This is a genomic window from Robertkochia aurantiaca (assembly GCF_020166495.1).
In the GTDB taxonomy this organism is placed as follows: domain Bacteria; phylum Bacteroidota; class Bacteroidia; order Flavobacteriales; family Flavobacteriaceae; genus Robertkochia; species Robertkochia aurantiaca.
Genome location: NZ_JAINZS010000004.1, coordinates 425,568 through 448,246 on the forward strand (window position 1 = coordinate 425,568; position 22,679 = coordinate 448,246).

Here is a 22,679-nt window from a genome sequence, read left to right on the forward strand (position 1 = left end):
AGTTATTTGATTTAGAATTAATTAAGAGTTATTTATAGTTAACTTCTCCAATTTTTCAGAAGCCCTTTCAAGGGCCCGGTTAAATATTAAAAGCGCCTCCTGCATCTCCTCTTCGCTCACCACCAGGGGAGGAATGAATCGTATAACATTCCGGTAGCTGCCACAACTGAGCAACAACAATTTCTCCTCCAGACATTGAGCGATGATCTCAGAGGTTAGTTCCGGGAGGGGCTCTCCTTTTTCATCACATATCTCGGCACCCACCATGAGCCCGAGGCCTCTTATGTCTGCCAGAAATGGATAATCTGCAGCCATTTTCTTAAGACCGGTCATTAGTTGAAGACCTCTTTCCGAAGCATTGCTGCTGAGATCTTCATCAAGAAGCACATCGATGGTGGCAGAGGCCGCAGCCAAAGCCACACCGCTACCACCCCCATAGGTACCTCCGTGAGTACCCGCCGGCCATTTTTCCATCAGCTCCCTGCCAGAAGCTATGGCTGCCACGGGCAAACCACTGCCAAGGCCTTTGGCCATTACGAGTATATCGGGAATTACCCCTGAATGTTCGAAACAGAACATTTTTCCCGTTCGGCCAAAACCGCTTTGAATCTCATCGATAATTAAAAGGATTCCGTATTTGTCACAGATCGTTCTCAGTTCTTGCAAGAATGTCTGAGGTACAGGAATGTACCCTCCTTCACCCAGCACAGGCTCAATAATAATGGCGGCTGTTTCGCCGGGAGCAGACTGACTTTGAAGCAGCAAATGTAATTGTTTGAGGCAAAAATCCACAGTTTTTTCCTCATTCCATTCATAAATTCTCGAATGGGGAAAAGGCGCTGTAAATACTCCCGACGGAAGTGGCTGATACTTATATCTGTACACAGTTTTGGATGTTGTCATTGCCATTGCCATATGGGTACGGCCATGAAAACTTCCCTGGAAAACGATGATATTCGATCTCCCGGTCGCAGCCTTTGCCAGTTTAACGGCGGCTTCTGTTGCCTCTGCCCCGCTGTTGGTAAAGAAAAACCGGTCTAATTCCGGGGGAGTAATCCTGTTGAGCTTTTCTGCCAGGTTAACAGCCTGCGGTGAAATCACACAATTCATTTGTGCAAACAGCAAATCTTCAGCCTGGTCGCGAACAGCTCTCACCACCCGAGGATGGCAATGACCTGTATTGACCACCCCAATCCCGGAGGTGAAATCGACATAACGATTCCCCTGTTTATCATACAGGTGAACACCCCGGCCTTTCTCGGGTTGGATCTCCGTAAGATGTGTCCAAACGGGAGATAACAATTCGACTGACATTGGTTCTTGGTTTATGTTGTTATAATTGATTAAAGAGCAACCCAAATTGCCTTTTCACGGGTATAAAGATGCATGGCGCTACGCCCCATTTCTTTCCCTATACCACTTTGCTTAAATCCTCCAAAGGGAACAGCTGCATTAAAGCGGTCATATCCGTTAATCCATACCGTTCCGGCCTCCAGTTCCGAGGCAAATCTGTGAGCCAGGCTGATATCGCGGGTCCATACCCCTGCAGCCAATGCGTATTCACTGGCGTTAGCCCGTTCAAGAACCTCAGCATTATCTTCGAAACTGCTAATAGTCACAACGGGTCCGAATATCTCTTCTCGATTCAAAACCTGTTCATCGCCGACCCCGACGAAAACTTTGGGGGTCATGAAATAACCCTCATCAGGCACTGAGACCTTCGAGTCAAAGATCAGCTCTCCTCCTTGTTTTATTCCTTGTTCTATATAATTAAGTACTCTTTCCTGTTGTTGACGGCTGATCATGGGACCCAGGTCTGAGTCGTGAAAGCCATCACCAATTTTAAGCGCACCAGCGCCTTTTGACAACATGTCAACCACCTCTTCGTAGCGACTTTTATGCACAAAAATTCGTGAACCCAGGGTGCATTCCTGTCCGGTATTATAAAAGCTTGACCACGTAAGGCTCTCTGATAATTTGCTCATATCTGCATCGGCAAAGATCACATTGGCCGACTTCCCTCCCAGTTCCAGGCTTACATCTTTCAGATTAGAAGCCGCAGCTGTTTTCATGATTTCCTTCCCGACCGGGGTAGACCCTGTAAAACTGATCTTATCGACTCCATGATGCGAAGTCAGTGCTTCTCCGGTAGGAAATCCGGGTCCTGTTACTACGTTATACACCCCGTCTGGAAAACCACTCTCTTTAATCAGCTCTGCCAGGTAAAGGGCGGTGAGCGAGGTTTGCTCTGCCGGTTTTAACACGCAGCAATTTCCCGCTGCCAGAGCAGGGGCAAGTTTCCAAACAGCGATCATCAGGGGAAAATTCCATGGAACGATCAACCCGACCACTCCCAATGGTTCTCTGCGGGTATACACCATATGCTGATTATCTACCGGAATACCGCTGCCTTCAAACTTTGTCGGCCACCCTGCATAATATTTAAAGTGACTTATGGCGCTGTCTACATCATAAGCAGCATTCTCCAGGGGCTTTCCGTTCTCAAGAGTCTCAAGCTCCATTAAAACCTGCCGGTCACGCTCCATCAACAAAGCCAACTGATATAGTAAATCAGACCTCATGGCGGGAGTTATTTCCTCCCGCCAGGTCTGCCTGAAGGCTTTTCGTGCAGCCGCAACGGCCAGGTCTACATCAGCCTCATCAGCCAATGCGACCTGCGCCAATTCCTTACCGTTGGCCGGGTTCTCGGTACCGAAATACCGATTAGACCGGGGCTCCAACCATTCCCCTCCTATGAACAATGTATGGTTCCGTTCCAGAAAAGCCCTGGTTTTTTCATGTAGTACTATGTCAGATGGAATACTTTCCATATCAGTTTTTTTATTTATTGGTGTTTTCAGCCATTTTCAGAACTGCATGCAGCAAAACATCAGCACCGGCAATAATATGTTCCTTATCTGCATGTTCTGCTTCGTTATGACTTAGTCCGTCTTTGCACGGAATGAATATCATGCTTGTAGGCACTTTATTGGCTACGTACACGGCATCATGACCTGCCCCGCTGACCATCTCTTTTGCATCGAGTTTCAGTTCGACGACAGCCTGTCTGACAGCCTCGATACAGCCACTGTCAAAATGAACCGGATCGGCCTTCCAGATCTGTTGCAAGCCGAAATCCAATCCCGTATCTCTTTCCAGGTCTGATATTATTTTATTCAAGCCTTCCTGCATCTGTTTCAACTTTTCACCCGAAGGATGGCGTAGATCAATGGTCAGATCAAGGTTTCCCGGAACCGTGTTCACCACACCGGGTTCAGCATGGAGTTTTCCTATGGTCACCCTGGCCTCTTCTCCATGAGCGGCACCCAGTTGATAGATCGCCCCCAACGCTTTGACAAGACCCTGAACGGGATCCTTCCGCATGGACATAGGACACGGACCAGCATGGGTTTCCTGCCCCTTTATGGTAAGTTCATACCAAACAATACCCTGAACTCCTGTCACGATTCCGATCGGCACATCGTTTGCCTCCAACACCGGTCCCTGCTCGATGTGAACTTCGAAACTCGCTTTATATTCACGAGCACCCACAGGATCGTCTCCTAAAAAACCGATCCGCCCGAGCTCCTCCTTCAGAGATTTACCCTGATCGTCTTTACGACTGTACGCGTAATCGAGGGTGAAAGCCCCTCCAAATACTCCCGAAGCGATCATCGCCGGGGTGAAACGAGCCCCTTCCTCGTTAGTCCATGAAACGATTTCAATGGGTGAATCGGTGAGATGCTCATACCTGTTCAAGGTTTCGATCACCTCCAAACCCGCCAGAACACCATACACTCCATCATATTTCCCTCCTGTAGGCTGACTGTCAAGGTGACTTCCTATAAGCACAGCAGGAAGTGAAGAGTCTCTTCCTTCCCTACGTGCAAAAATATTTCCCAGGGCATCTGTATGTATGGAACAACCTGCTTCACGACACCATTTCACAAATAACTCTCTACCTCTTTTATCTTCATCGGTCAGGGCTACACGGCAGACACCCCCCTTGGGAGTACCTCCGATCTGAGCCATTTGCATGAGTCGCTCATAAAGTCTGCTTCCGTCAACCCTCATTCGCTCCCTTTTTCTTCCGAAACAAAGGCCTCAGTATCGTTCATCTGCCAATCTCCGGTATCATTAGAAGCCCACTTATAAACATTGTAATAAACGGTAGATTCAGTTCTGAAAACCCCTTCGATCGGGAACACCTTATTTCTCATCACTTCCATCAGATGCTTGTTATCCCGACAGATCAGGTTGATCTCTATATCGGCAGCTCCCGATGTAACCGCGAGGAAAGACACCTCTTCCACATTCATTAATTCCCTGGCAACCTTTTCTATAAGGTGTGAAGGACTTACTTCTATGGTGATTCGGTTATAAGCGTTCATTCCTGACTTGGTGGGATCAACCCACCCCAGAATGTGCAACACCTTATCGTCTACCAGGCGATTGTAGCGATTACGCACTGTGGAAACAGAAACATTCAGCCTGCCAGCGATGTCTGTAAAAGACATTCTGCCGTCCTTTTGCAGCAGATCTACCAAAGCCTTATCAAAATCATCCATAGTAGTTTTATTTTTCGTTGATTCAACAACTTATGCCAAATGCAATTTTTGCAATTAAATAGCATTTTATCTGCTTATTATGCAGCATTTGAGGTCAAATATAGCATTTTATTTTTTTTATTTGCATTTTTTGTACATTTTTACAATTGACAATAACGATACAATCTTATGCAGACAGTGAATAAAACAGTCATGAGCCAGCAAACTCATAAGATCTGGGAAAAGGACCGGAACCACATATTACATCCATACACCCACTTTGAAAACTTCGACAGGGAAGGGTCGGTGATCTACTCCAGGGGAGACAAGCACTTTATTTTCGACAACGACGGAAAGAGATACCTGGACGGGATCGCCGGATTGTGGTGTGTCAATATAGGACACGGTAACCAGGAGATGGCTGATCACATCGGCAGGCAGGCAAAAGAACTCGCCTATTACAACACCTTTGAAGACGCAGTCTCTCCCCCTACGGCTGAGCTCGCAGCTGAGTTGGCCCGATTGGCTCCGGGCGACCTGAACCATGTGTTTTTTGGAACCGGTGGATCTGTAGCCAACGATTCGGCCATAAAGCTGGTTCACTATTATTACAATATTATCGGCAAGCCTGAAAAGAAAAAAATTCTTTCCCGTGACCTGGCATATCATGGAAGCACTTATCTGGCTCACGCACTCACAGGAATTTCAGGAACCCACTCGGCTTTTGATCTGCCAAAAGAACTTATACATTATCTTTCTGCTCCCTATCCCTACAGAAGAAGAGATGGTCAGTCAGAAGAAGAATTCTGCGATGTTCTGATTGCCGAAATGGAGGAGGCCATAATAAAGATTAAACCACAAAACATTGCGTGCTACATCGCTGAACCCATCATGGGGGCCGGTGGAGTAATCGTGCCTCCGAAAGGATATCACAGACGCACTGCCGAACTTTGCAAAAAGTATGACATACTCTATATAGCCGACGAGGTTGTGACCGCCTTTGGCCGCTTGGGTAATATGATATCTTCGAAAGACACTTTCGAAGTTCAACCAGACATACTGATTCTTGCCAAAGGTATTTCTTCAGGCTATGTCCCGCTTGGTGCCACCGTTTTCAGCGACCGTATATATGATGCGATCTCAAAGGCAGAAAAAGAAAATCCCTATTTCTCTCATGGTTTTACCTATTCAGGGCATGCCCTTGCATGTGCAGCAGGATTGAAGAATATTGAGATTCTTGAAAAAAACAGGCTATGCGAAAAGGTAAGACAACTAGGACCGTATTTTGAAAAGGAATTAGCTTCCTTACAGGATCATCCCCTGGTAGGTGATGTACGCGGCAGTCATTACATGCTGGCGCTTGAATATGTCAAAGACAAGCACACCAAGGAAGCATTTGATCCGGCCATCAATATCGGAAAACGGGTTTACCGTCACGCCAAGGAAAAAGGTCTAATTATAAGACCCATCGCACACCTGAACATACTTTCACCTCCCCTTACCTATGACAAGAATGCCATAGACGAGACGGTGTCAATTCTTTCTGAAAGTCTCGACGCGACGCTCGAAGATCTGACCGCTGAAAAGCTGCTTTCTTAAAAGAAGATTTTAAACGAAATATCAGGAAGGATTCTTAAATTAACCACCCTATGAAAACCTTAATGCCGACAGGAAAATCATTGATCACCGGATTATTATTTTCAGGATTACTGGTCATAGCCTGCAATTCTGAGAAGAAGGATCTAAAAATTGAAGATCAGTTGGTGGTCGAAAGACAGGCTGCAGAATTTGAACCTCAAAGATCTGTGTGGCTAATCTGGCCCCCCACAGACCATAAAGCAACATTGAGCAATGCCTCGGTTGTAATCGAGATTCTGGAAAAGCTTACTCCGCATACCCCGGTAAACCTGACATTTTCTAACGATTCCCTGGTGAAAAACGCTCTTGAAATGATGGTCGCGAGAGATATTGACACCTCAAATGTTGATATCAGTGTTCTTCCTTCTGAAGAATTCTGGACCAGGGACATGGGACCAAACTTCGTAGAGCTGGAAGATGGCCGTAAAGCCATCGTCGATTTTGATTTCAATGCCTGGGGGTATACCCCGGCTGATTCACCGGATGCGTACACCATACGAATGGAACAATTCGACAGCCTGATCGCCCGAAAACTGGACCTGCCTATTATAAAATCTGATCTCATCAGTGAAGGAGGCAACCGCGAGGTAAATGGAAAAGGGGTTTTAATGCTTAGTGAGGTGGTTGAAAAAGGGAGAAATCCTGAATGGAGCCGGGAGCAAATGGAACATGAATTCCAAAGAGTTTTGGGAGTCGATGACGTCATTTGGTTAAAGGAAGGACTACTTGAAGACCGGCATACCTTCCTGGGTCCGCTAACCCTTGAAGATGGCAGTAATGCCTATACCGTGGTCACAACAAACGGGCATACCGACGAGTTTGCAAGATTTGTAAATGACAGCACCATCATGCTCGCAAGCGTAAAAGAGGAAGATCTCGAAGACCCCATTGCTGCAGAGAACAAAAAAAGAATGGATGAAAACCTTAAAATCCTACAAGCTTCAAAAGACCAGGATGGGAAGCCCTTTCACATCATACGTATGCCTTTACCCAAGACCGTCGTAACATCGATGAAGCCGGGCGATCCGGTTTATGATTATATCGAAACCCTGGAATTTACAGACGGCAGTAGCTTTCCGAAAGGAGAAACCGTTCAGGTGGTGGCTGCAGCCAGCTACCTGAATTTTCTGATCACTGACAAGGTAATCATCGGTCAAAAATACTATCGTGAAGGCATGGATCTCTCGGTCAGGGAAAGAGACCGTGAAGCAGATTCCATTCTGCGCTCTGCCTTTCCAGATCGCGAAATCATTATGATCGATGCCCTTCCGGTAAACCTGGGCGGAGGAGGGATCCATTGCATTTCCATGCATGAACCTCAGTAATTTTTTAAATAACCAATACCTACAACTACTCCATGAGAATTTTAGCCTTCCTCTTAATCATCACCAATCTATTATCCTGTACCGGAACCCAAAAAAAACAAATTCCATCAGAAAAAACTGATAACCCCGCATTGACCAAAGCTCTCGATAGTGTATTCCGAAAAAATGAGCTGCTGGGGCTAAGTGTCACCCTGATCGGAAACGGAAAGCCGGTTTATGAAGGGTATTTTGGAACAGCGAATATCACAACACAAAAGCCAATAGATAAAAGTACCATATTCCGTATCGCTTCAATTTCCAAGACCTTTACGGCCACGGCTCTGATGCAGTTAGAAGAAAAAGGCCTCGTAGACCTGCATACCGATGTGAGTGATTACCTGGGATGGGAATTGAAACACCCTGAATTTCCTGAAAAAATCATCACTCTGCACCAGCTGCTAAGTCATCAGAGCAGCATCAGAGATGGTGAAGGTTATGCCAGGTTTTCCAGTGAAATGATATCTGAAAAACTGGACATCAAAGAACTATTTCAGCCGGAGGGAGCATACTTCACCCCTGATATGTTTGCCGCTCATGAGCCAGGAAATTACTTTTCCTACACCAACTGTACCTGGGGCCTGATAGCCAGCATCATAGAAAAGGTCAGCGGACTCACTTTTGATGAATATTGCCGTAAAAATATTTTTAATCCGCTGAATATGAAGGCCGATTTCAATGTAGCCCGAATAACTGAACCTGAAAATCTGGCCGCTTTATATCGCTATAAAGATGGAGCATGGGAAGCTCAGGCAGATGAATATTCTGAAAAATCACCGGAATCCCGACTGTATCCTGAATACAGCCCCGGCAAAAACGGACTCATCTTTGGCCCTCAGGGGAGCCTGCGCATTTCAGCTCCCGATCTTTACACCTTTACCCAAGCCATTATGAACGAAGGAGAAATCGACAGCGTTTCGGTACTCACAAAAGAAAGCGTTGGTAAAATGATGCAAACCCATTGGCGATATACAGGTGATAACGGTGACACCTGGGATAACTTCTTTATGGCATACGGCTACGGAATACACCATCTCACCAATACCGAATCAGCAGATTTCATTTATCCTACCGAAAACATGAGTGGCCATCCCGGCATAGCATACGGTTTACTGAGCGATCTGTATTTCGACCCGGAAACCCGAAACGGGTTGATCTTCATAACCAATGGAAGTAAACAATCATTTGAGTACGGAAAAAAATCATCCTTCTACCAGGTAGAAGAAGATGTATTTCAATCCACTCTACCCTTTATGTCTGATTTCCTGAATAAACAACCCGAAACTGAAGGCAGCCGATGATTGACTACGGATTCATCAGTCTGATACCTACACTGGCGGTGATCGCCATTGCCTTATGGACCAAAAAGACCTTTGAGGCGCTTCTGGGCGGAACTGTTCTTGGTTACCTGATACTTTCGGGGCAAGGATTTTTCGGAGATTTCACTTCCGGACTCCTCACCGTGATGCAAAATGACACCATTGGCTGGGTAATCATGGTGTGCGGGCTCTTCGGTTCCCTGATCTTTCTTCTATCACAGTCGGGAGGAACGCTTGCATTCTCAAAGAGAATGCTGAAATATACCCGATCCAGAAACAGTGCACTGCTGGTTACCTGGTTCATGGGACTGGCTATCTTTATCGATGACTACCTCAACGCTCTTACGGTAGGAGCTTCGATGAAAAAAGTTACCGACAAGTATAAGGTGCCAAGGGAAATGCTGGCATACATAGTAGATTCAACAGCGGCTCCTATTTGCGTACTGATACCTCTGTCAACCTGGGCCATCTACATTTCAGGGCTTTTGGAAAACGAGGCCGTAGTAGCCCAGGGAGAAGGTCTACAGGGATACCTCAGTGCCATACCATTCATCATTTACGGTTGGGTGGCAGCTTTTATGGTTCCCCTGGTTGCCACAGGGATTATCCCTGCGATAGGACCAATGAAAAAAGCAGAAAAAAGAGCCGCCGCCGGTCAACTCATACCTGACAACTCAGAGGCCATTGCCTTAAAAATACCCGAACCTGAACACGATAAAGAACCCAGGCTACGACATTTCACTCTGCCTCTGCTTGTATTGATAGCGGCAACCATATTATTTGAAGTAGATGCCCTTAAGGGTATCATCACGGCCATCGTATTTACAGTAACATATTACGCCGTAGAAAAGGTAAGGCCAGTATTCAAGGCTGTGGAAGATGTCTTTTCAGGCTTTAAGACCATGCTATACGCATTGGCTATAGTAGTGATGTCTTTCGTATTAAAGGAGGTAAATGATCAATTAGGCTTGAGCCAATATGTGATCGATACCGTATCCCCTCTGCTGAACCGGGACCTGCTTCCCGTAATAACTTTTCTCGCACTGGCACTGGTTACTTTTGCCACAGGTTCATTTTGGGGAGTTTATGCGATATCCTTTCCCATTATCATTCCGCTGGCTAAAGAAATGGGAGTAGATGTATGGCTGGCAACCGGAGCAGTAATTTCAGCTGGTGCATTTGGGTCACACTCCTGTTTCTATGGCGATGCAACGATATTATCGGCATCAGCCACCGGATGCAATAATGTAGCTCACGTGATGACCCAGCTCCCTTATACCCTGATAGCAGGTTTTATCACAGCTGTTATCTACTTGTTTCTCGGTATGTATATCTAACAATTCAGCGTAATCTGAAACCAGTTATCTTATTTGTAAATTGCCGTCGTGAACGTGAAGAAAACCTATACTGTCGACGAGGCCCGGGCAAAACTTGAATATTATTGTGCCTACCAGGACCGCTGTCATAAAGAAGTAAGAGCAAAACTGAAAGATATGGGCATGATCCCTGCTGCCACAGAACAGATCATCACCCACCTGATACAGCATAATTTTCTGAATGAAGAGCGCTTTGCACGTTCCTTTGCAAGGGGAAAGTTCAACATAAAGAACTGGGGAAAGCTCAGAATTATCAGGGAACTCAAATTCCGCGAAATATCCAGATTCAATATCGATGCCGCTCTGAAAGAAATCGATGAAGAGGTGTATCTGGAGAAGTTACACTCATTAGCTGAGTGGAGGCTTGGGCAGATCGATGAACGAAATCCGTTCAAACGCAAAAAGAAACTGGCCGACTACCTTCTTTACAGAGGCTGGGAACCACACCTGGTATACGAGCTTGTGCAGGATTTGACCTGAAGGTATCTAAACAAGGTTTGCGTGGGTGTTCCTAATAGCCTTTTCATTTTTATAATCGATCCATCGCTGTCCGTGCCACCTTCTCATCAGCACATCAAAATACCGCATAAAAACCACGTTATAAGCCGCTTTACACAGGTGCTTAGGCGAACGGGGAAAAGCACGAAGGCTCATTGAAAACCCCGCAGTTTCATATTTCATGAAGTGCCAGTAACCTTCGGGCATATAAAGCATGTCTCCATGCTCCAGTTCGGCCACATATCCCTTCGCATGTTTTAGTGCGGGCCACCGATCAAGATCCGGTGATTCGAAATTTATATCCTCACGTGAAATCAGTGAATGAGGTACCTTATAAAGAAATGGCGTCTGGCTGGGGGGAAATATGATACACTTCTTCCTGCCATGGAAGTGAAAATGCAGTATGTTCGAATAATCGATATCATAATGCATGAATACCTTACTGCCTTCTCCTCCAAAGAACAACATCGGCAACTGCTTGACCAGTTTAAGCCCCAGATCAGGCCAATTAAAATCATGCTGTAGTTCAGGAACTTCCCTGAGGAGATTGAACAGAAAAATGCGGTAGTTGGTAGGCCCCTCCTTCAACAGCTCGAGATAATCTTTAAAGAGCATGCGTTTATGAGGCTCATTAAATCCATCTTCATGCGAAACAGGTCGGTCATCATATAGAGGGACCTCCTTTTGACCTGCCACCTCTTTAAAATGATCCAGATTCCATTTAGAGTAAGCAGGCCAGTCTTCAGTCATTCCACTCATTACAACAGGCCTTTGATCCCTGATATAATGCTGATGGAATTCATCCTTATCAGCCCGGTCGATTCGTGTGACTTGAGTAAGTTGCATGAATGTAAATTCGCATGAGATCAGAAAAGAACACCTGCCCTGAAAAGGAGGTTATTTTCGTGATCTGGCATTTTCGTTTCTTTCGATCTTATGACCGGGTCGACTCCAGCGCGGCTTTTCTCCCAAAGGCTGGTATTGAGATGCCTCAGCTTCGACGGTCTCCGGTTTCATTTTTTTGATAAAAGGCTTCTGAGGGTTGAGCCCCAACAGCTTGAACATTTCCATATCTTCGTTGACATCCGGGTTCGGGGTGGTAAGGAGTTTATCTCCAGCGAAAATAGAATTCGCACCAGCGAAAAAACAAAGTGCCTGTCCCTCGCGACTCATACCTGTACGACCGGCAGACAGCCTGACCTGTGTTTCAGGCATGACGATCCGGGTGGTAGCGACCATTCTCACCATTTCCCATATCTCTACCGGTTTCTCCTCAGCCATGGGAGTTCCCTCGACTGCCACCAATGCATTGATCGGCACTGATTCAGGCTGCGGATTCAGAGAAGCCAGAGCAACGAGCATTCCGGCACGGTCTTCAACCTTCTCTCCCATTCCTATGATTCCCCCGCTGCAAACCGTTACATTGGTCTTTCGAACGTTATCTATGGTCTGTAACCTGTCTTCATAACCCCTGGTAGATATCACTTCCTTATAATATTCTTCTGAGGTATCAAGGTTGTGATTGTATGCATAAAGTCCTGCCTCAGCGAGACGCTTTGCCTGGTTCTCTGTGATCATTCCCAGCGTACAACAAACCTCCATATCAAGTTTATTGATGGTTCTTACCATTTCCAGGACCTGGTCGAATTCAGGGCCGTCTTTGACGTTTCTCCAGGCTGCTCCCATACAAACCCTGGAACTCCCAGAAGATTTGGCGCGCAGAGCCTGTGCCTTCACCTGTTGCACACTCATCAGATCATTCCCCTCAACATCTGTGTGATAGCGAGCGGCCTGAGGGCAGTACCCGCAATCTTCCGGACACCCGCCGGTCTTTATTGAAAGAAGGGTTGAAACCTGAACGGTATTAGGGTCGTGAAATTGTCTGTGAACAGTAGCTGCTTCGTACAGCAATTCCATGATCGGTTTATTATAGATTTCGAGAATTTCCTCTTTTGTCCAATTGTGTCTGATTTCGCTCATAACCTTTATTCAGTTTTGAAGGGTTTTGAAACTGCTCTGCCCTTCCTTCAATGATTTACAAATGTAATAAAATGATTCACCCTGTGTTCGGTGAACTGTCTATTTTGAATATTTAGCCCCGCATTATATCAATCTCTTCCGATGAGTACACTAACCGCATTCCCTCCAAAACCCACAGCATTCACCATGATATACTCCAGTTTTTCAGGATTTTTTTTAGCTGAAACGAAAGGAACGGCAATGAATTCCTGATTTTGCAGCATCAATACCCCCAGTTCGAGACTCAGGCTGCCGGAGGCACCGAAGGTATGGCCCAGCTTCCACTTATTGGTTGTCAGAGCCGGATGGTGGTCGCCGAAAACCTTGCGAATAGCCGCCATTTCGGCCAGATCACCTTTGATGGTACCCGGAGCATGCATCACCACGGCATCAACCTTATCTGGTGAAAGGTCACCAAGAGCCATTTTCATGGAACGCTGAAAACAATCGGCCTCCGCAGAGATCGAAATATTGTGTTTAAGAGACTCTGTAGCATAACCCACTCCTGCTATCCTGGCCAGTTTTTTCCCCTTTCCGGGATTGGTCTCGATCGCGATCACCGAAGCTCCCTCACCCAGCACCATACCATTTCTCTTCTTAAAAGGATCTCCTGCTCTTGAAGGGAAGTGGCTTTCTGCTGCATCTGCATAGATCTTCAAGGCTTTCATCTGAGCAAGGGTGAATCCGGTCAAAGCGGCCTCACTTCCCCCTACCAGGAATTTGGAGGTCATCCCACTTCTCAACCAGGCAACGCCGTTGATCAATGCATGCAGGGCTGTCGAACAGGTAATGGAATGGGAAATCTCGGGCCCCCTGGTTTTAAGATCCTGAGCGATCCAAGACGAAAGATTCCCCAAAGTAGTGGTTGGTGAAGCCAGGGTGGCACATCTGCCTTCCTTTCGGTAATGATCGTAATGCTGTTCGAATAACTGTGTCGCACCACGAGATGAACCGATATTGATTCCAAAATCATCCCCGGCCTTCCACCCGGCATTTTCGACCGCTTTACGGGCAGCAATAATACCCAGCAAGACACTTTTATCGAGATCAGCATACCGGGAATCTTCATTTCTGAGAGCATCCAGCTGTTGTTGATCTGATTCAGTAAGCCCGGCAATCCATTCTTTCCGATTATCGACCTTCACCGAACTGAGATAATGCTTGTCATCCCGGTAAGCTTTCCATATGGCATCTGTGTCTGATCCCAAAGGAGAAACACTTCCCATGGAGGAAATAAATATTTCTGTATCAATCATTCCCGGCTGGTATTAGCGGTAAATTCATCAAGATGATCCAAACAGTCTTTAATAACTGCATAGATCTTATCCATTTCTTCTTTTTCAATAATGTAGGGGGCGAGAATATAAATCGTCTTGCCCAGGGGGCGTAAAAAGACACCGCGATTCATAAAGAAGTGAAAAAGGCGGTCCCTGAACGATCCGTATCGCTCTATTTTGATGTCGATATCAAGAGCGAAAATGACTCCCTTGTTGCGAACTGATGCCACCCTGGGGTGTTCCCCGATCTCCCTTGCAAATTCTTCATGCCAGCCTGAGATCTCAGAAATACGTCGCTGAATCTCATCACTCTTCAAAAGCCTTACTCCTTCGAGCGCAGCTGTGCATGCCAGGGGGTTAGCGGTATATGTATGCCCGTGAAAGAATCCCTTGCTTAGCTCATCACTATAAAAGCCATCAAAGATCTCTTTTGTGGTGCTGGTAACCGCCATCGGCATGAGTCCGGCCGTCAGAGCCTTGCTCATGCAAATGATATCAGGCTTATTCTCAAGGTGATCTGAAGCAAAAAAAGTACCTGTCTTCCCAAATCCTGTCATCACCTCGTCGGCAATGGTGATAATGCCATGCGCGCGGCAGAAAGCGATAAGTGCATCAAGCCCCCGGGCATCGTGCATTTTCATGGCGGCTGCCCCCTGAACCAAAGGCTCAAAGATAAAGGCAGCAATATCATAGCTCCCTGCAAGCTCTCTCAACCTCTCCAGCACCTTCTCGTTATTATCTCCAACCGGAACAGGTAATCGCAGCACTTCCAGTCCCATGCCTGAAAAGGGCCCGTTGTAAACGTCTAATCCTGAAACAGACATGGCTCCAAAGGTATCACCGTGAAATCCCTCTTCAAAAGCCAGCAGTACCCGTCGCTTTTGCCCCTGATTGTGATGATACTGTAAAGCGATTTTTACTCCCACCTCGACAGCCGTTGATCCATTATCAGAGAAAAAGAGCTTATCCTGGTTGTCAGGTAATACCGAGATCAGTTCTTCTGAAAGATTTACAGCAGGCTCGTGAGTAAAGCCACTAAAAACCACATGATCAAGCCTGGTCATTTGACGGGTGACGGCATCGGTAACCTGCGGATTACAATGTCCGTACATTGCGGTATACCACGACGATATTCCGTCGATATAGCTTTTACCATTCTCGTCTGTGAGATACACTCCCTGTGCCTTAGTAATACCAAGGGCAGAACCATGCGTTTTATGCTGAGTGAGCGGATGCCAGATATGGCGACCATCCCGCTCTGAAAGCGATATTTCTTTCACTGTCTCCATCTCTCTTCTTTTGTTCGGGCAAAGATAAGGGCTCCCGTCGGGTTCTGCCAAGATTCTTCAGGCAAGTTCTAAGAGATTCATGAGGGCCGGTCTGAACTCATCAGCATATTTGCTGATGATGCTCGGAGTAAACTCCCTTTCTTCTGCGATACGTCCCAGCATCCGGCACTTACTCATCTTCAGAATGGCCTCTTCTGTTGTTGGGTGCGGTTCTCCACTAAAAATGATCAGCGGATCAAAGCCCCGTTCTTTAAGGTATTTCAAAGTCAACAGTGAGTGATTGATACTGCCAAGATAATGCCTTGATACCACCACCACTTCGTAATCCTGATCGATCATATCGGCAATGGTGTCGGTTTCATTCAATGGGACCAGAAGTCCGCCGGCTCCTTCTATCACCAGGTGATTGGTCGTTTCCGGCTCTATGATCTCTGACAAATCTATGGTAACACCGTCAATAGCCGCCGAAGCATGCGGGCTCATAGGCGTATTCAAGGCATAACTGTTCTTAAAAAATTCCGATTTTGAATTTGTGATCAGGGCCTTCACTTTATCGGTATCTGAATAATCGAGGTCACCAGACTGTATCGGTTTCCAGTAGTCAGCTTCCAGTGCTTCAACCAATATCGCTGAAGCAATGGTCTTCCCTACCTCAGTAGAAATACCGGTAACAAATATCTTTTTCCTTTTCATGCTTAAAGGTGTTGTTCTAAAGTTTTAATAAGTGATTTGATCTCGTTTTCATCATTATAGGTATGCAGACAAATTCTCAGACGCTCTTTTCCACGAGGCACAGTCGGCGACAAGATCGCTTTGACATCTAAACCTTCTTTAAATAACTCAGCAGAAATCTTCTTTACCTGATCATTGCCGGACACTACCAGGCAATGTATGGCAGAATGACTTTCAATAGCACAAGACGACACCTGACTGCCGAAAAGTGTTTTTCTGAAGAGCCCGATCTGCTCCTTTATTTTTTTAGTCGCTACACCTGATAACAGCTTTTGATGGGCAGCAATTACAGTGGCAATCGTATGAGGCGGAAGAGCGGTGGTATAAATAAGACTGCGGGAAAAATTCACCAGATAATCGGTTAGCTCCCGGCTTCCTAAAACGGCAGCTCCGTTACCACCCAAGGCTTTGCCAAAGGTAATCACCCGAGCAAAAACCTCTCCTTCCAGTCCTTTTTCAACGACCAGCCCTTCACCCTTTTTTCCATGAATTCCTACTGCGTGTGCCTCATCAACTATGAGGCGGGCACCGTATTCAGCACACAATTCAGACATGACCCTAAGCTCAGGTGAATCTCCGTCCATGGAAAAAACCGATTCCGTGACCACATAGGTTTGCGAAGAAAATTCATCTGACGAAGCAGCATATCTGTTCAGCAGTCGCTTCAGATCCTGAATATCATTATGCCTGAATTTATAATTGCGGGCATGACAGAGTTTGATCCCCTCCCTGATAGAAGCATGGGCATACTCATCATAAAGAATCACATCATTTCTGTTCCCCAGGGCACTCAGAAGTCCGCTGTTAGCATCAAACCCTGAATTGAAGATCAGAGCCGACTCTGAAGAGTAATACCTGCCAAGCATTACTTCCGCCCTTTCATACAAGCTGTGATTCCCTGAAAGCAACCTTGATCCCGTACTGCCATTATATCGGGAGGATACATCCAGCACTAAATCACAGGCATTTTTGTAAAGTTCACGGTCACGGGCAAACCCGAGATAGTCATTGGATGAAAAATCTGCCACTTCGCTCTGCATACCGAGAGTTCTGAATGCTCCTTCCTCCCGACGGTCTTCAAGCATGGCAGTAAGTCTGGCAGGCAATTCTTTCATATCTCAAAAATACAACACTGATACGATTTGAGACATACCCTCGAACGATTAGACTCATTTTATTACCTTAGAAAAAATTAAAATCTCAAATTAACACCACATGAACATTCGATTAGTCATGCTGGCCTTCCTTTTGGCAGCTTTGCCGATAAGATCTCAGGAAGCCATACATTACCACATTTCATTCGATAACGCCATACACCACCTTGCAGAAATTGATGTTTCCTTCACCCAATTGGAAGGAAAAGACCTTTCTGTTCGTATGGCGAGAAGTTCCCCCGGAAGATATGCCATACATGAATTTGCTAAAAATGTTTTCGGATTCACTGCTGTCAACTCCAAAGGAGACACACTTCAAACAGAAAGGCCCGACCCCTACAGCTGGACCGTAAAGGAACATGACGGAACGGTAAAGGTGTCTTATTATCTGTTTGCCAATCGCGCCGACGGAACCTATAGCCAGATCGATGAAACACATGCACACCTGAATATGCCGGCAACATTCATGTTTGCTCCTGAATATGCCGAAAGACCAATCGACATATTCTTTGAGGTCAGGGAAGACCTGAACTGGAAAGTAGCCACCCAACTCAAACAAACAGGGCACAACAGATTTTCAGCACCCGATCTCCAGTACTTCATGGACAGCCCTACAGAAATCAGCGATTTCAAAGAGCGGAGCTTCATTGTTGAAGGTAAAACCGGAAAACAGGAGATTAGCTTCGTCTTACACGATAATGCTTCTGAGAGTACATTCGACGATTATTTCGAAAAGGTCAAAAAAATCGTACTTGAGGAACGAAAAGTGTTTGGGGAACTTCCTGAATTCGACTATGATCGCTACACCTTTATCGCATGCTATACTCCGGGAGTCTCAGGTGATGGGATGGAACACAGAAATTCAACCATTTTGACCAGCACCTTATCAATCGAAGAAGGTGATGGTGGTTTCGAAAGAAATATCGGGACAGTCTCTCATGAATTCTTTCATGCCTGGAACGTAGAACGCATTAGACCGGACAGTCTCGAACCTTTTGATTTTACCGGCGCAAACATGAGCGGAGCACTTTGGTTTGCTGAAGGCTTTACGAGTTACTACACCTCGCTGATGCTGATCAGGCCCGGCATCATCGATATTGAAGATTATTTAAGGCAACTAAACCGCACATTCAATTATGTATGGACCTCCCCGGCGAGAACCTGGTTCAACCCGGTAGAGATGAGTTACCAGGCCCCATTCGTAGATGCAGCCACTGCTATTGACCCCACCAACTTTAACAATACCTTCATCTCATATTACTCTTACGGAAGTATGCTCGGTCTTGCTCTTGACCTGAAATTAAGACAGAAAGGACTGACTCTCGATGAGTATATGAAAACAGTATGGGAAGCTCATGGAAAAAAGGAAGAACCCTACACCTTGCAAGACCTGCAAAGCCTTTTAGCGGAGTACGCCGGGAGTGAGTTCGCAAACGACTTTTTCAACAACTACATCTTCAAAAGCAGGATGCCTGATTACCACACTTTATTTGAAACCGTAGGTTTTGAACTCAAATTTGAAGAAGGACCTGGTGAAACAGGAGTGAAGTTTAAAAACAACAGGGTTACATCCACAGCGAAGATGGGTTCTCCCGCCTGGAAGGCCGGTATCGGAGAAGGAGATACGATTATCAGCGTGAACGGACTTGAAATTACTGATGAAGACGACCTGAACGAAGTGCTTAAGGACTATCAGGCTGGAAACACGCTGAAATTAACCCTTAAAAGAAATGGGCGTATCCTGGAAAGGGAGCTGCAGGTTGAGAAAAACAATGACTATATCATCACCATAGCTCCGGATGTCACGAAAAAACAATTAAAAGCAAGAGCCTCCTGGCTGGAAGGAAAAGATTAACCATAAAAAAAGCGCCTGTAAAAACAGGCGCTTTTTTATATGTGTTAAGGTGAAGCTTACAATGATCAGTCAGCTAAAACGATCACCTTATTATCATTCATCTCAATAGTTCCGCTCTGAATAGGAAGAATGGTTTCATTCTTATCACCTTTGGTAAACCTGTCGGCGAACTCTTTCTTAAGGGTAATATCACCATAGATCTTAACAGCGCCCTTACCGAGTATAGATACGATAGGAGCGTGATGATTCAGCATCTGGAAATCCCCGTCTACTCCGGGAACCGCGACCGAGGTCACCTCTCCTTTAAACAATGTAGCTTCAGGGCTTACAATTTCTAAAAACATAGGTCAATATCTAAATTCGGTTAAACTTGAAACCTTTTGGGTCCCTTTTATGCTTCCGCCAACATTTTCTCTCCGGCTTCTATAGCATCTTCTATAGTACCTTTCAGGTTGAAGGCAGCTTCAGGCAGGTGATCAAGTTCACCATCCATGATCATGTTAAATCCTTTGATGGTATCCTTAATATCAACCAGCACCCCGGGGATACCGGTAAACTGCTCAGCTACGTGGAAAGGCTGCGATAGGAAACGCTGTACCCTTCTGGCACGTGATACGGCCAGTTTATCTTCTTCAGAAAGCTCTTCCATACCAAGAATCGCAATGATGTCCTGCAGCTCTTTATATCGCTGAAGAAGCTCCTTCACACGCTGTGCACAGGCATAGTGCTCTTTACCCAGAATATCCGCAGTAAGAATTCGAGAAGTCGAATCAAGCGGATCTACCGCAGGATAAATACCAAGCTCAGCAATCTTTCTTGAAAGTACGGTTGTTGCATCAAGGTGGGCAAATGTTGTTGCCGGAGCAGGGTCAGTCAAGTCATCCGCAGGTACGTAAACCGCCTGTACCGAGGTAATCGAACCTCTTTTTGTAGAGGTAATTCTTTCCTGCATGGCACCCATCTCTGTTGCCAGGGTAGGCTGATATCCTACCGCAGAAGGCATACGTCCGAGTAGTGCAGACACCTCAGAACCGGCCTGGGTAAATCTAAAGATATTATCCACGAAGAACAGTACATCTTTACCTTGTCCCTCACCGGCGCCATCACGGAAATACTCAGCTACGGTAAGACCTGAAAGGGCCACACGTGCACGAGCTCCCGGAGGCTCATTCATCTGTCCGAATACGAAAGTTGCCTTTGATTCTTTCAGCGATTTTTTATCTACTTTGCTCAGGTCCCATCCGCCTTCTTCCATAGACTCCATGAAACCTTCGCCATATTTTATAATTCCTGATTCAAGCATTTCACGTAGCAGGTCGTTTCCTTCACGTGTACGCTCTCCAACACCGGCAAATACAGACAGACCACCGTGGCCTTTTGCGATGTTGTTAATAAGCTCCTGAATAAGTACTGTCTTACCAACTCCGGCTCCACCGAAAAGCCCGATCTTACCCCCTTTTGCATAAGGCTCGATAAGGTCGATAACTTTGATCCCGGTAAAGAGTACTTCGGTTGAAGTCGACAGATCTTCGAACTTAGGTGCTTCCCTGTGAATAGGCAGTCCGTTTTCACCTTCTTTAGGAAGGTTTCCAAGACCATCGATAGCATCTCCGATAACGTTGAACAGACGCCCGTAAACCTCATCACCAATAGGCATTTGAATAGGACTTCCCATTGCAGCAACCTCGGTTCCCTTGCTCAATCCATCGGTTGAGTCCATTGAGATGGTTCTTACGGTACCTTCTCCGATATGAGACTGTACCTCTAATACCAGCTTCGATCCGTCTTTTCTGTCAATCTCCAGAGAATCGTAAATTTTAGGAAGTTCTGACCCGGAATCAAATTCAACGTCGACAACCGGACCTATAATCTGTGCAACTTTACCTGTAACTTTTGACATTACTTAAGTGTTTAATGTTTAGCTTATTATTTGCTGAAAAAAACCTAAAACATCAGTTCAATAAGCAAGCTTTTTTCGCGCTGCAAAGATATATTTTTAATTGAAAAAATATCCTTTTTATAATTTTTTTTTACACCCCTTAACACCTCGTTCTTACCGAGATGTCCGGCATAAAAAAAGACCCCTGAAAACAGGAGTCTTTCTTCTATATTGATATGTTAAATGATCAGTTTGGCAGGTCGGCCGGATACAAGGTCGGAAAATCTGCGGCCTCATACCTGGGCAACACGGCGTTGTAGCTGGTCTCGATGGCACCCATCATAATATTTGCCACGTAGGCATTACCACGAGCAGTAAGGTGAATTCCGTCAAGTGAGAACAAACCTCCGAAAACCAAATCTCCGGTAAGGGTGAATTCATCGAAAGGAACTCCGCCCTGGCTGATATTCTCAAATTCGGCATTGGCATCAACAAACGCCAGGCCATACTGACCGGCCAGAGAAGATATCACCTGGTTAAAACTTGCCGTAGCTGTCTGAACCTCTGCGATCTCATCTGTTGTAAGCACCCACCTGTCTTCCAGAGGAACACTTACCCCATTGATCAGGGTAGGATCACCACCAACATTGGTACCTATGAAAGACGCCCCCGGCAATACCAGAAGGTCTTCAGGCTTGGTTTGGCGGTAGGAAGGCAACCCAATTGCTCCAAGATCTGTAAGGTATTCATCTACGATAACGACCGGGTTCTGACCTTCGGCAAACACTATGGTTCTTGCTTCACGCTCTTCAGCTGAGATGGCCTGCAACGCTTCTGCCTGCAGTAATCCCTGATTATAGGGTGCAAACTGTTGATTCAGAAAAGCTGCGGTAGCCGCATCTAAAGGAACAGGGTTGTAAGGCACCGTTGTGAAATAAGGTATTCCGGTAACATCAGGAATATTGGCTACCACCCCTCCTGCTCCGTTCGCTGTAAGTACGCTTAATAAGTTATTATAAACACTCGCAAATACCTGCGGATCACTTATATCATTTGATCCATAGGTAGAAGGGTCGAAATTATTGAGTTGATTATCACCGTCACCTCCTGAAGTCGCATACCCAAGCACGTCATTGGCTCCTATCCACAGTGAAAAGAAGCTGGGGTCCTGAACGGCAGCATCTTCAATAACCGAGGCAGATGCACTGCTGGCGAAGCGGGCATAATAAGGGTTCGCCTGCCCCAGGGGCACACCCTGAAGATTCCCGTAACCATTGGCCAGCAAATGAAAGCTCTTAGCGCCGGGAACACCCATATTATTGAAAGGACCACTGAGTTGTTGTGTAATATCTGTTGTAGGAGTCGCAGGAAGTCTTACCGGGGCCTGACCATTAAAATAAAGTCTCGGCTCCTGTATTTGAGTCCCTCCGAATAGCAGGCCTCCGATGTTATCATTCATGAGAGGTTGAGTAAACTCCCCTCCACCGACCACAGAGAACTGATTAGCCAGAAGATTCGGGAAAGAATTTTCCTGAGCAGCTATGAATAGCGCGCCATCTGAAAAACCTGCGGTAAGCGAGTTACCCAGGGATACATAAGTTGTAAAGTCAGCATCACCGGCACTGTATTCAACTTCTTCTGCCGGCGGCATACCCGTGGTTGCATCATCATCGCTCGAACAGGACACTATTGCGATCGCTGCAAAAGGTATGATCCACTTTGTATATAATTTCAT

General features: G+C 46.0%; 19 protein-coding genes. 6 read left to right on the plus strand and 13 right to left on the minus strand.

The window, feature by feature from the left end:
* Window positions 1-21: 21 nt before the first annotated feature.
* From K7R10_RS07740 to K7R10_RS07755, 4 genes are read right to left on the minus strand one after another with little or no spacing between them, the layout of a single operon-like run.
* A complete protein-coding gene (locus tag K7R10_RS07740; protein WP_224484107.1) occupies window positions 22-1,314 on the minus strand; it encodes an aspartate aminotransferase family protein in 1,293 nt (430 codons plus the stop codon).
* Between the two features lie 29 nt (window positions 1,315-1,343).
* Window positions 1,344-2,831, minus strand: coding sequence for an aldehyde dehydrogenase family protein (locus K7R10_RS07745; protein WP_224484108.1), 1,488 nt, complete (start codon window positions 2,829-2,831; stop codon window positions 1,344-1,346).
* A 10-nt stretch (window positions 2,832-2,841) separates the two neighbouring features.
* On the minus strand, window positions 2,842-4,074 hold the full coding sequence (locus K7R10_RS07750) for a Zn-dependent hydrolase (RefSeq protein WP_224484109.1): 1,233 nt from the start codon (window positions 4,072-4,074) through the stop codon (window positions 2,842-2,844).
* On the minus strand, window positions 4,071-4,568 hold the full coding sequence (locus K7R10_RS07755; protein WP_224484110.1) for an Lrp/AsnC family transcriptional regulator: 498 nt from the start codon (window positions 4,566-4,568) through the stop codon (window positions 4,071-4,073). The genes K7R10_RS07750 and K7R10_RS07755 overlap by 4 nt, the downstream gene beginning before the upstream one ends.
* Window positions 4,569-4,760: 192 nt before the next feature.
* Between K7R10_RS07755 and K7R10_RS07760 the strand changes: the two genes are divergently transcribed.
* Genes K7R10_RS07760 through K7R10_RS07780 form a run of 5 tightly spaced genes read left to right on the plus strand, consistent with a single transcriptional unit; the run spans window position 4,761 to window position 10,721 of the window.
* On the plus strand, window positions 4,761-6,146 hold the full coding sequence (locus K7R10_RS07760) for an aminotransferase (protein WP_224484111.1): 1,386 nt from the start codon (window positions 4,761-4,763) through the stop codon (window positions 6,144-6,146).
* Between the two features lie 50 nt (window positions 6,147-6,196).
* Complete coding sequence (locus tag K7R10_RS07765; RefSeq protein ID WP_224484112.1) at window positions 6,197-7,510, plus strand: agmatine deiminase family protein; 1,314 nt, start codon at window positions 6,197-6,199, stop codon at window positions 7,508-7,510.
* A 32-nt stretch (window positions 7,511-7,542) separates the two neighbouring features.
* Entirely contained in the window at window positions 7,543-8,847 is a 1,305-nt protein-coding gene (locus K7R10_RS07770; RefSeq protein ID WP_224484113.1) for a serine hydrolase domain-containing protein, read from the plus strand.
* Window positions 8,844-10,202, plus strand: coding sequence for a Na+/H+ antiporter NhaC family protein (locus tag K7R10_RS07775; protein ID WP_224484114.1), 1,359 nt, complete (start codon window positions 8,844-8,846; stop codon window positions 10,200-10,202). The genes K7R10_RS07770 and K7R10_RS07775 overlap by 4 nt, the downstream gene beginning before the upstream one ends.
* 48 nt (window positions 10,203-10,250) lie before the next feature.
* Complete coding sequence (locus tag K7R10_RS07780) at window positions 10,251-10,721, plus strand: regulatory protein RecX (RefSeq protein ID WP_224484115.1); 471 nt, start codon at window positions 10,251-10,253, stop codon at window positions 10,719-10,721.
* Window positions 10,722-10,727: 6 nt separating this feature from the next.
* On the opposite strand, the gene K7R10_RS07785 is transcribed toward K7R10_RS07780, so the two are convergent.
* From K7R10_RS07785 to K7R10_RS07810, 6 genes are all read right to left on the minus strand, one after another.
* A complete protein-coding gene (locus tag K7R10_RS07785) occupies window positions 10,728-11,585 on the minus strand; it encodes a cupin-like domain-containing protein (RefSeq protein ID WP_224484116.1) in 858 nt (285 codons plus the stop codon).
* A gap of 51 nt (window positions 11,586-11,636) precedes the next feature.
* Window positions 11,637-12,719, minus strand: a complete 1,083-nt coding sequence (gene bioB, locus K7R10_RS07790) for a biotin synthase BioB (RefSeq protein ID WP_224484117.1) — start codon at window positions 12,717-12,719, stop codon at window positions 11,637-11,639.
* A 128-nt stretch (window positions 12,720-12,847) separates the two neighbouring features.
* Window positions 12,848-14,014: a beta-ketoacyl synthase N-terminal-like domain-containing protein gene (locus tag K7R10_RS07795; protein ID WP_224484118.1), complete on the minus strand. Its 1,167-nt coding sequence runs from the start codon at window positions 14,012-14,014 to the stop codon at window positions 12,848-12,850.
* Window positions 14,011-15,324, minus strand: a complete 1,314-nt coding sequence (gene bioA, locus K7R10_RS07800; protein WP_224484119.1) for an adenosylmethionine--8-amino-7-oxononanoate transaminase — start codon at window positions 15,322-15,324, stop codon at window positions 14,011-14,013. Before bioA ends, K7R10_RS07795 begins: the two co-directional genes overlap by 4 nt.
* Before the next feature lie 57 nt (window positions 15,325-15,381).
* Window positions 15,382-16,017, minus strand: coding sequence for a dethiobiotin synthase (bioD, locus tag K7R10_RS07805; protein WP_224484120.1), 636 nt, complete (start codon window positions 16,015-16,017; stop codon window positions 15,382-15,384).
* A 2-nt stretch (window positions 16,018-16,019) separates the two neighbouring features.
* A complete protein-coding gene (locus tag K7R10_RS07810) occupies window positions 16,020-17,171 on the minus strand; it encodes an aminotransferase class I/II-fold pyridoxal phosphate-dependent enzyme (RefSeq protein WP_224484121.1) in 1,152 nt (383 codons plus the stop codon).
* A gap of 100 nt (window positions 17,172-17,271) precedes the next feature.
* On the opposite strand from K7R10_RS07810, the gene K7R10_RS07815 reads away from it, so the two are divergent.
* Window positions 17,272-19,065, plus strand: coding sequence for a M61 family metallopeptidase (locus K7R10_RS07815; RefSeq protein WP_224484122.1), 1,794 nt, complete (start codon window positions 17,272-17,274; stop codon window positions 19,063-19,065).
* Window positions 19,066-19,130: 65 nt separating this feature from the next.
* On the opposite strand, the gene K7R10_RS07820 is transcribed toward K7R10_RS07815, so the two are convergent.
* The 3 genes from K7R10_RS07820 to K7R10_RS07830 form a co-directional block, all read right to left on the minus strand.
* Entirely contained in the window at window positions 19,131-19,409 is a 279-nt protein-coding gene (locus K7R10_RS07820) for a F0F1 ATP synthase subunit delta/epsilon (protein ID WP_224484123.1), read from the minus strand.
* Between the two features lie 47 nt (window positions 19,410-19,456).
* On the minus strand, window positions 19,457-20,965 hold the full coding sequence (atpD, locus tag K7R10_RS07825; RefSeq protein ID WP_224484124.1) for a F0F1 ATP synthase subunit beta: 1,509 nt from the start codon (window positions 20,963-20,965) through the stop codon (window positions 19,457-19,459).
* A gap of 226 nt (window positions 20,966-21,191) precedes the next feature.
* On the minus strand, window positions 21,192-22,679 hold the full coding sequence (locus tag K7R10_RS07830; protein ID WP_224484125.1) for an SGNH/GDSL hydrolase family protein: 1,488 nt from the start codon (window positions 22,677-22,679) through the stop codon (window positions 21,192-21,194).

What these genes read in the sequence shown, in the direction of transcription:
- K7R10_RS07740 (WP_224484107.1), bottom strand. Translation starts at nt 1,314, where the DNA reads ATGTCAGTCGAATTGTTATCTCCCGTTTGGACACATCTTACGGAGATC.
- K7R10_RS07745 (WP_224484108.1), bottom strand. Translation starts at nt 2,831, where the DNA reads ATGGAAAGTATTCCATCTGACATAGTACTACATGAAAAAACCAGGGCT.
- K7R10_RS07750 (WP_224484109.1), bottom strand. Translation starts at nt 4,074, where the DNA reads ATGAGGGTTGACGGAAGCAGACTTTATGAGCGACTCATGCAAATGGCT.
- K7R10_RS07755 (WP_224484110.1), bottom strand. Translation starts at nt 4,568, where the DNA reads ATGGATGATTTTGATAAGGCTTTGGTAGATCTGCTGCAAAAGGACGGC.
- K7R10_RS07760 (WP_224484111.1), top strand. Translation starts at nt 4,761, where the DNA reads ATGAGCCAGCAAACTCATAAGATCTGGGAAAAGGACCGGAACCACATA.
- K7R10_RS07765 (WP_224484112.1), top strand. Translation starts at nt 6,197, where the DNA reads ATGAAAACCTTAATGCCGACAGGAAAATCATTGATCACCGGATTATTA.
- K7R10_RS07770 (WP_224484113.1), top strand. Translation starts at nt 7,543, where the DNA reads ATGAGAATTTTAGCCTTCCTCTTAATCATCACCAATCTATTATCCTGT.
- K7R10_RS07775 (WP_224484114.1), top strand. Translation starts at nt 8,844, where the DNA reads ATGATTGACTACGGATTCATCAGTCTGATACCTACACTGGCGGTGATC.
- K7R10_RS07785 (WP_224484116.1), bottom strand. Translation starts at nt 11,585, where the DNA reads ATGCAACTTACTCAAGTCACACGAATCGACCGGGCTGATAAGGATGAA.
- bioB (WP_224484117.1), bottom strand. Translation starts at nt 12,719, where the DNA reads ATGAGCGAAATCAGACACAATTGGACAAAAGAGGAAATTCTCGAAATC.
- K7R10_RS07795 (WP_224484118.1), bottom strand. Translation starts at nt 14,014, where the DNA reads ATGATTGATACAGAAATATTTATTTCCTCCATGGGAAGTGTTTCTCCT.
- bioA (WP_224484119.1), bottom strand. Translation starts at nt 15,324, where the DNA reads ATGGAGACAGTGAAAGAAATATCGCTTTCAGAGCGGGATGGTCGCCAT.
- bioD (WP_224484120.1), bottom strand. Translation starts at nt 16,017, where the DNA reads ATGAAAAGGAAAAAGATATTTGTTACCGGTATTTCTACTGAGGTAGGG.
- K7R10_RS07810 (WP_224484121.1), bottom strand. Translation starts at nt 17,171, where the DNA reads ATGAAAGAATTGCCTGCCAGACTTACTGCCATGCTTGAAGACCGTCGG.
- K7R10_RS07815 (WP_224484122.1), top strand. Translation starts at nt 17,272, where the DNA reads ATGAACATTCGATTAGTCATGCTGGCCTTCCTTTTGGCAGCTTTGCCG.
- K7R10_RS07820 (WP_224484123.1), bottom strand. Translation starts at nt 19,409, where the DNA reads ATGTTTTTAGAAATTGTAAGCCCTGAAGCTACATTGTTTAAAGGAGAG.
- atpD (WP_224484124.1), bottom strand. Translation starts at nt 20,965, where the DNA reads ATGTCAAAAGTTACAGGTAAAGTTGCACAGATTATAGGTCCGGTTGTC.
- K7R10_RS07830 (WP_224484125.1), bottom strand. Translation starts at nt 22,679, where the DNA reads ATGAAATTATATACAAAGTGGATCATACCTTTTGCAGCGATCGCAATA.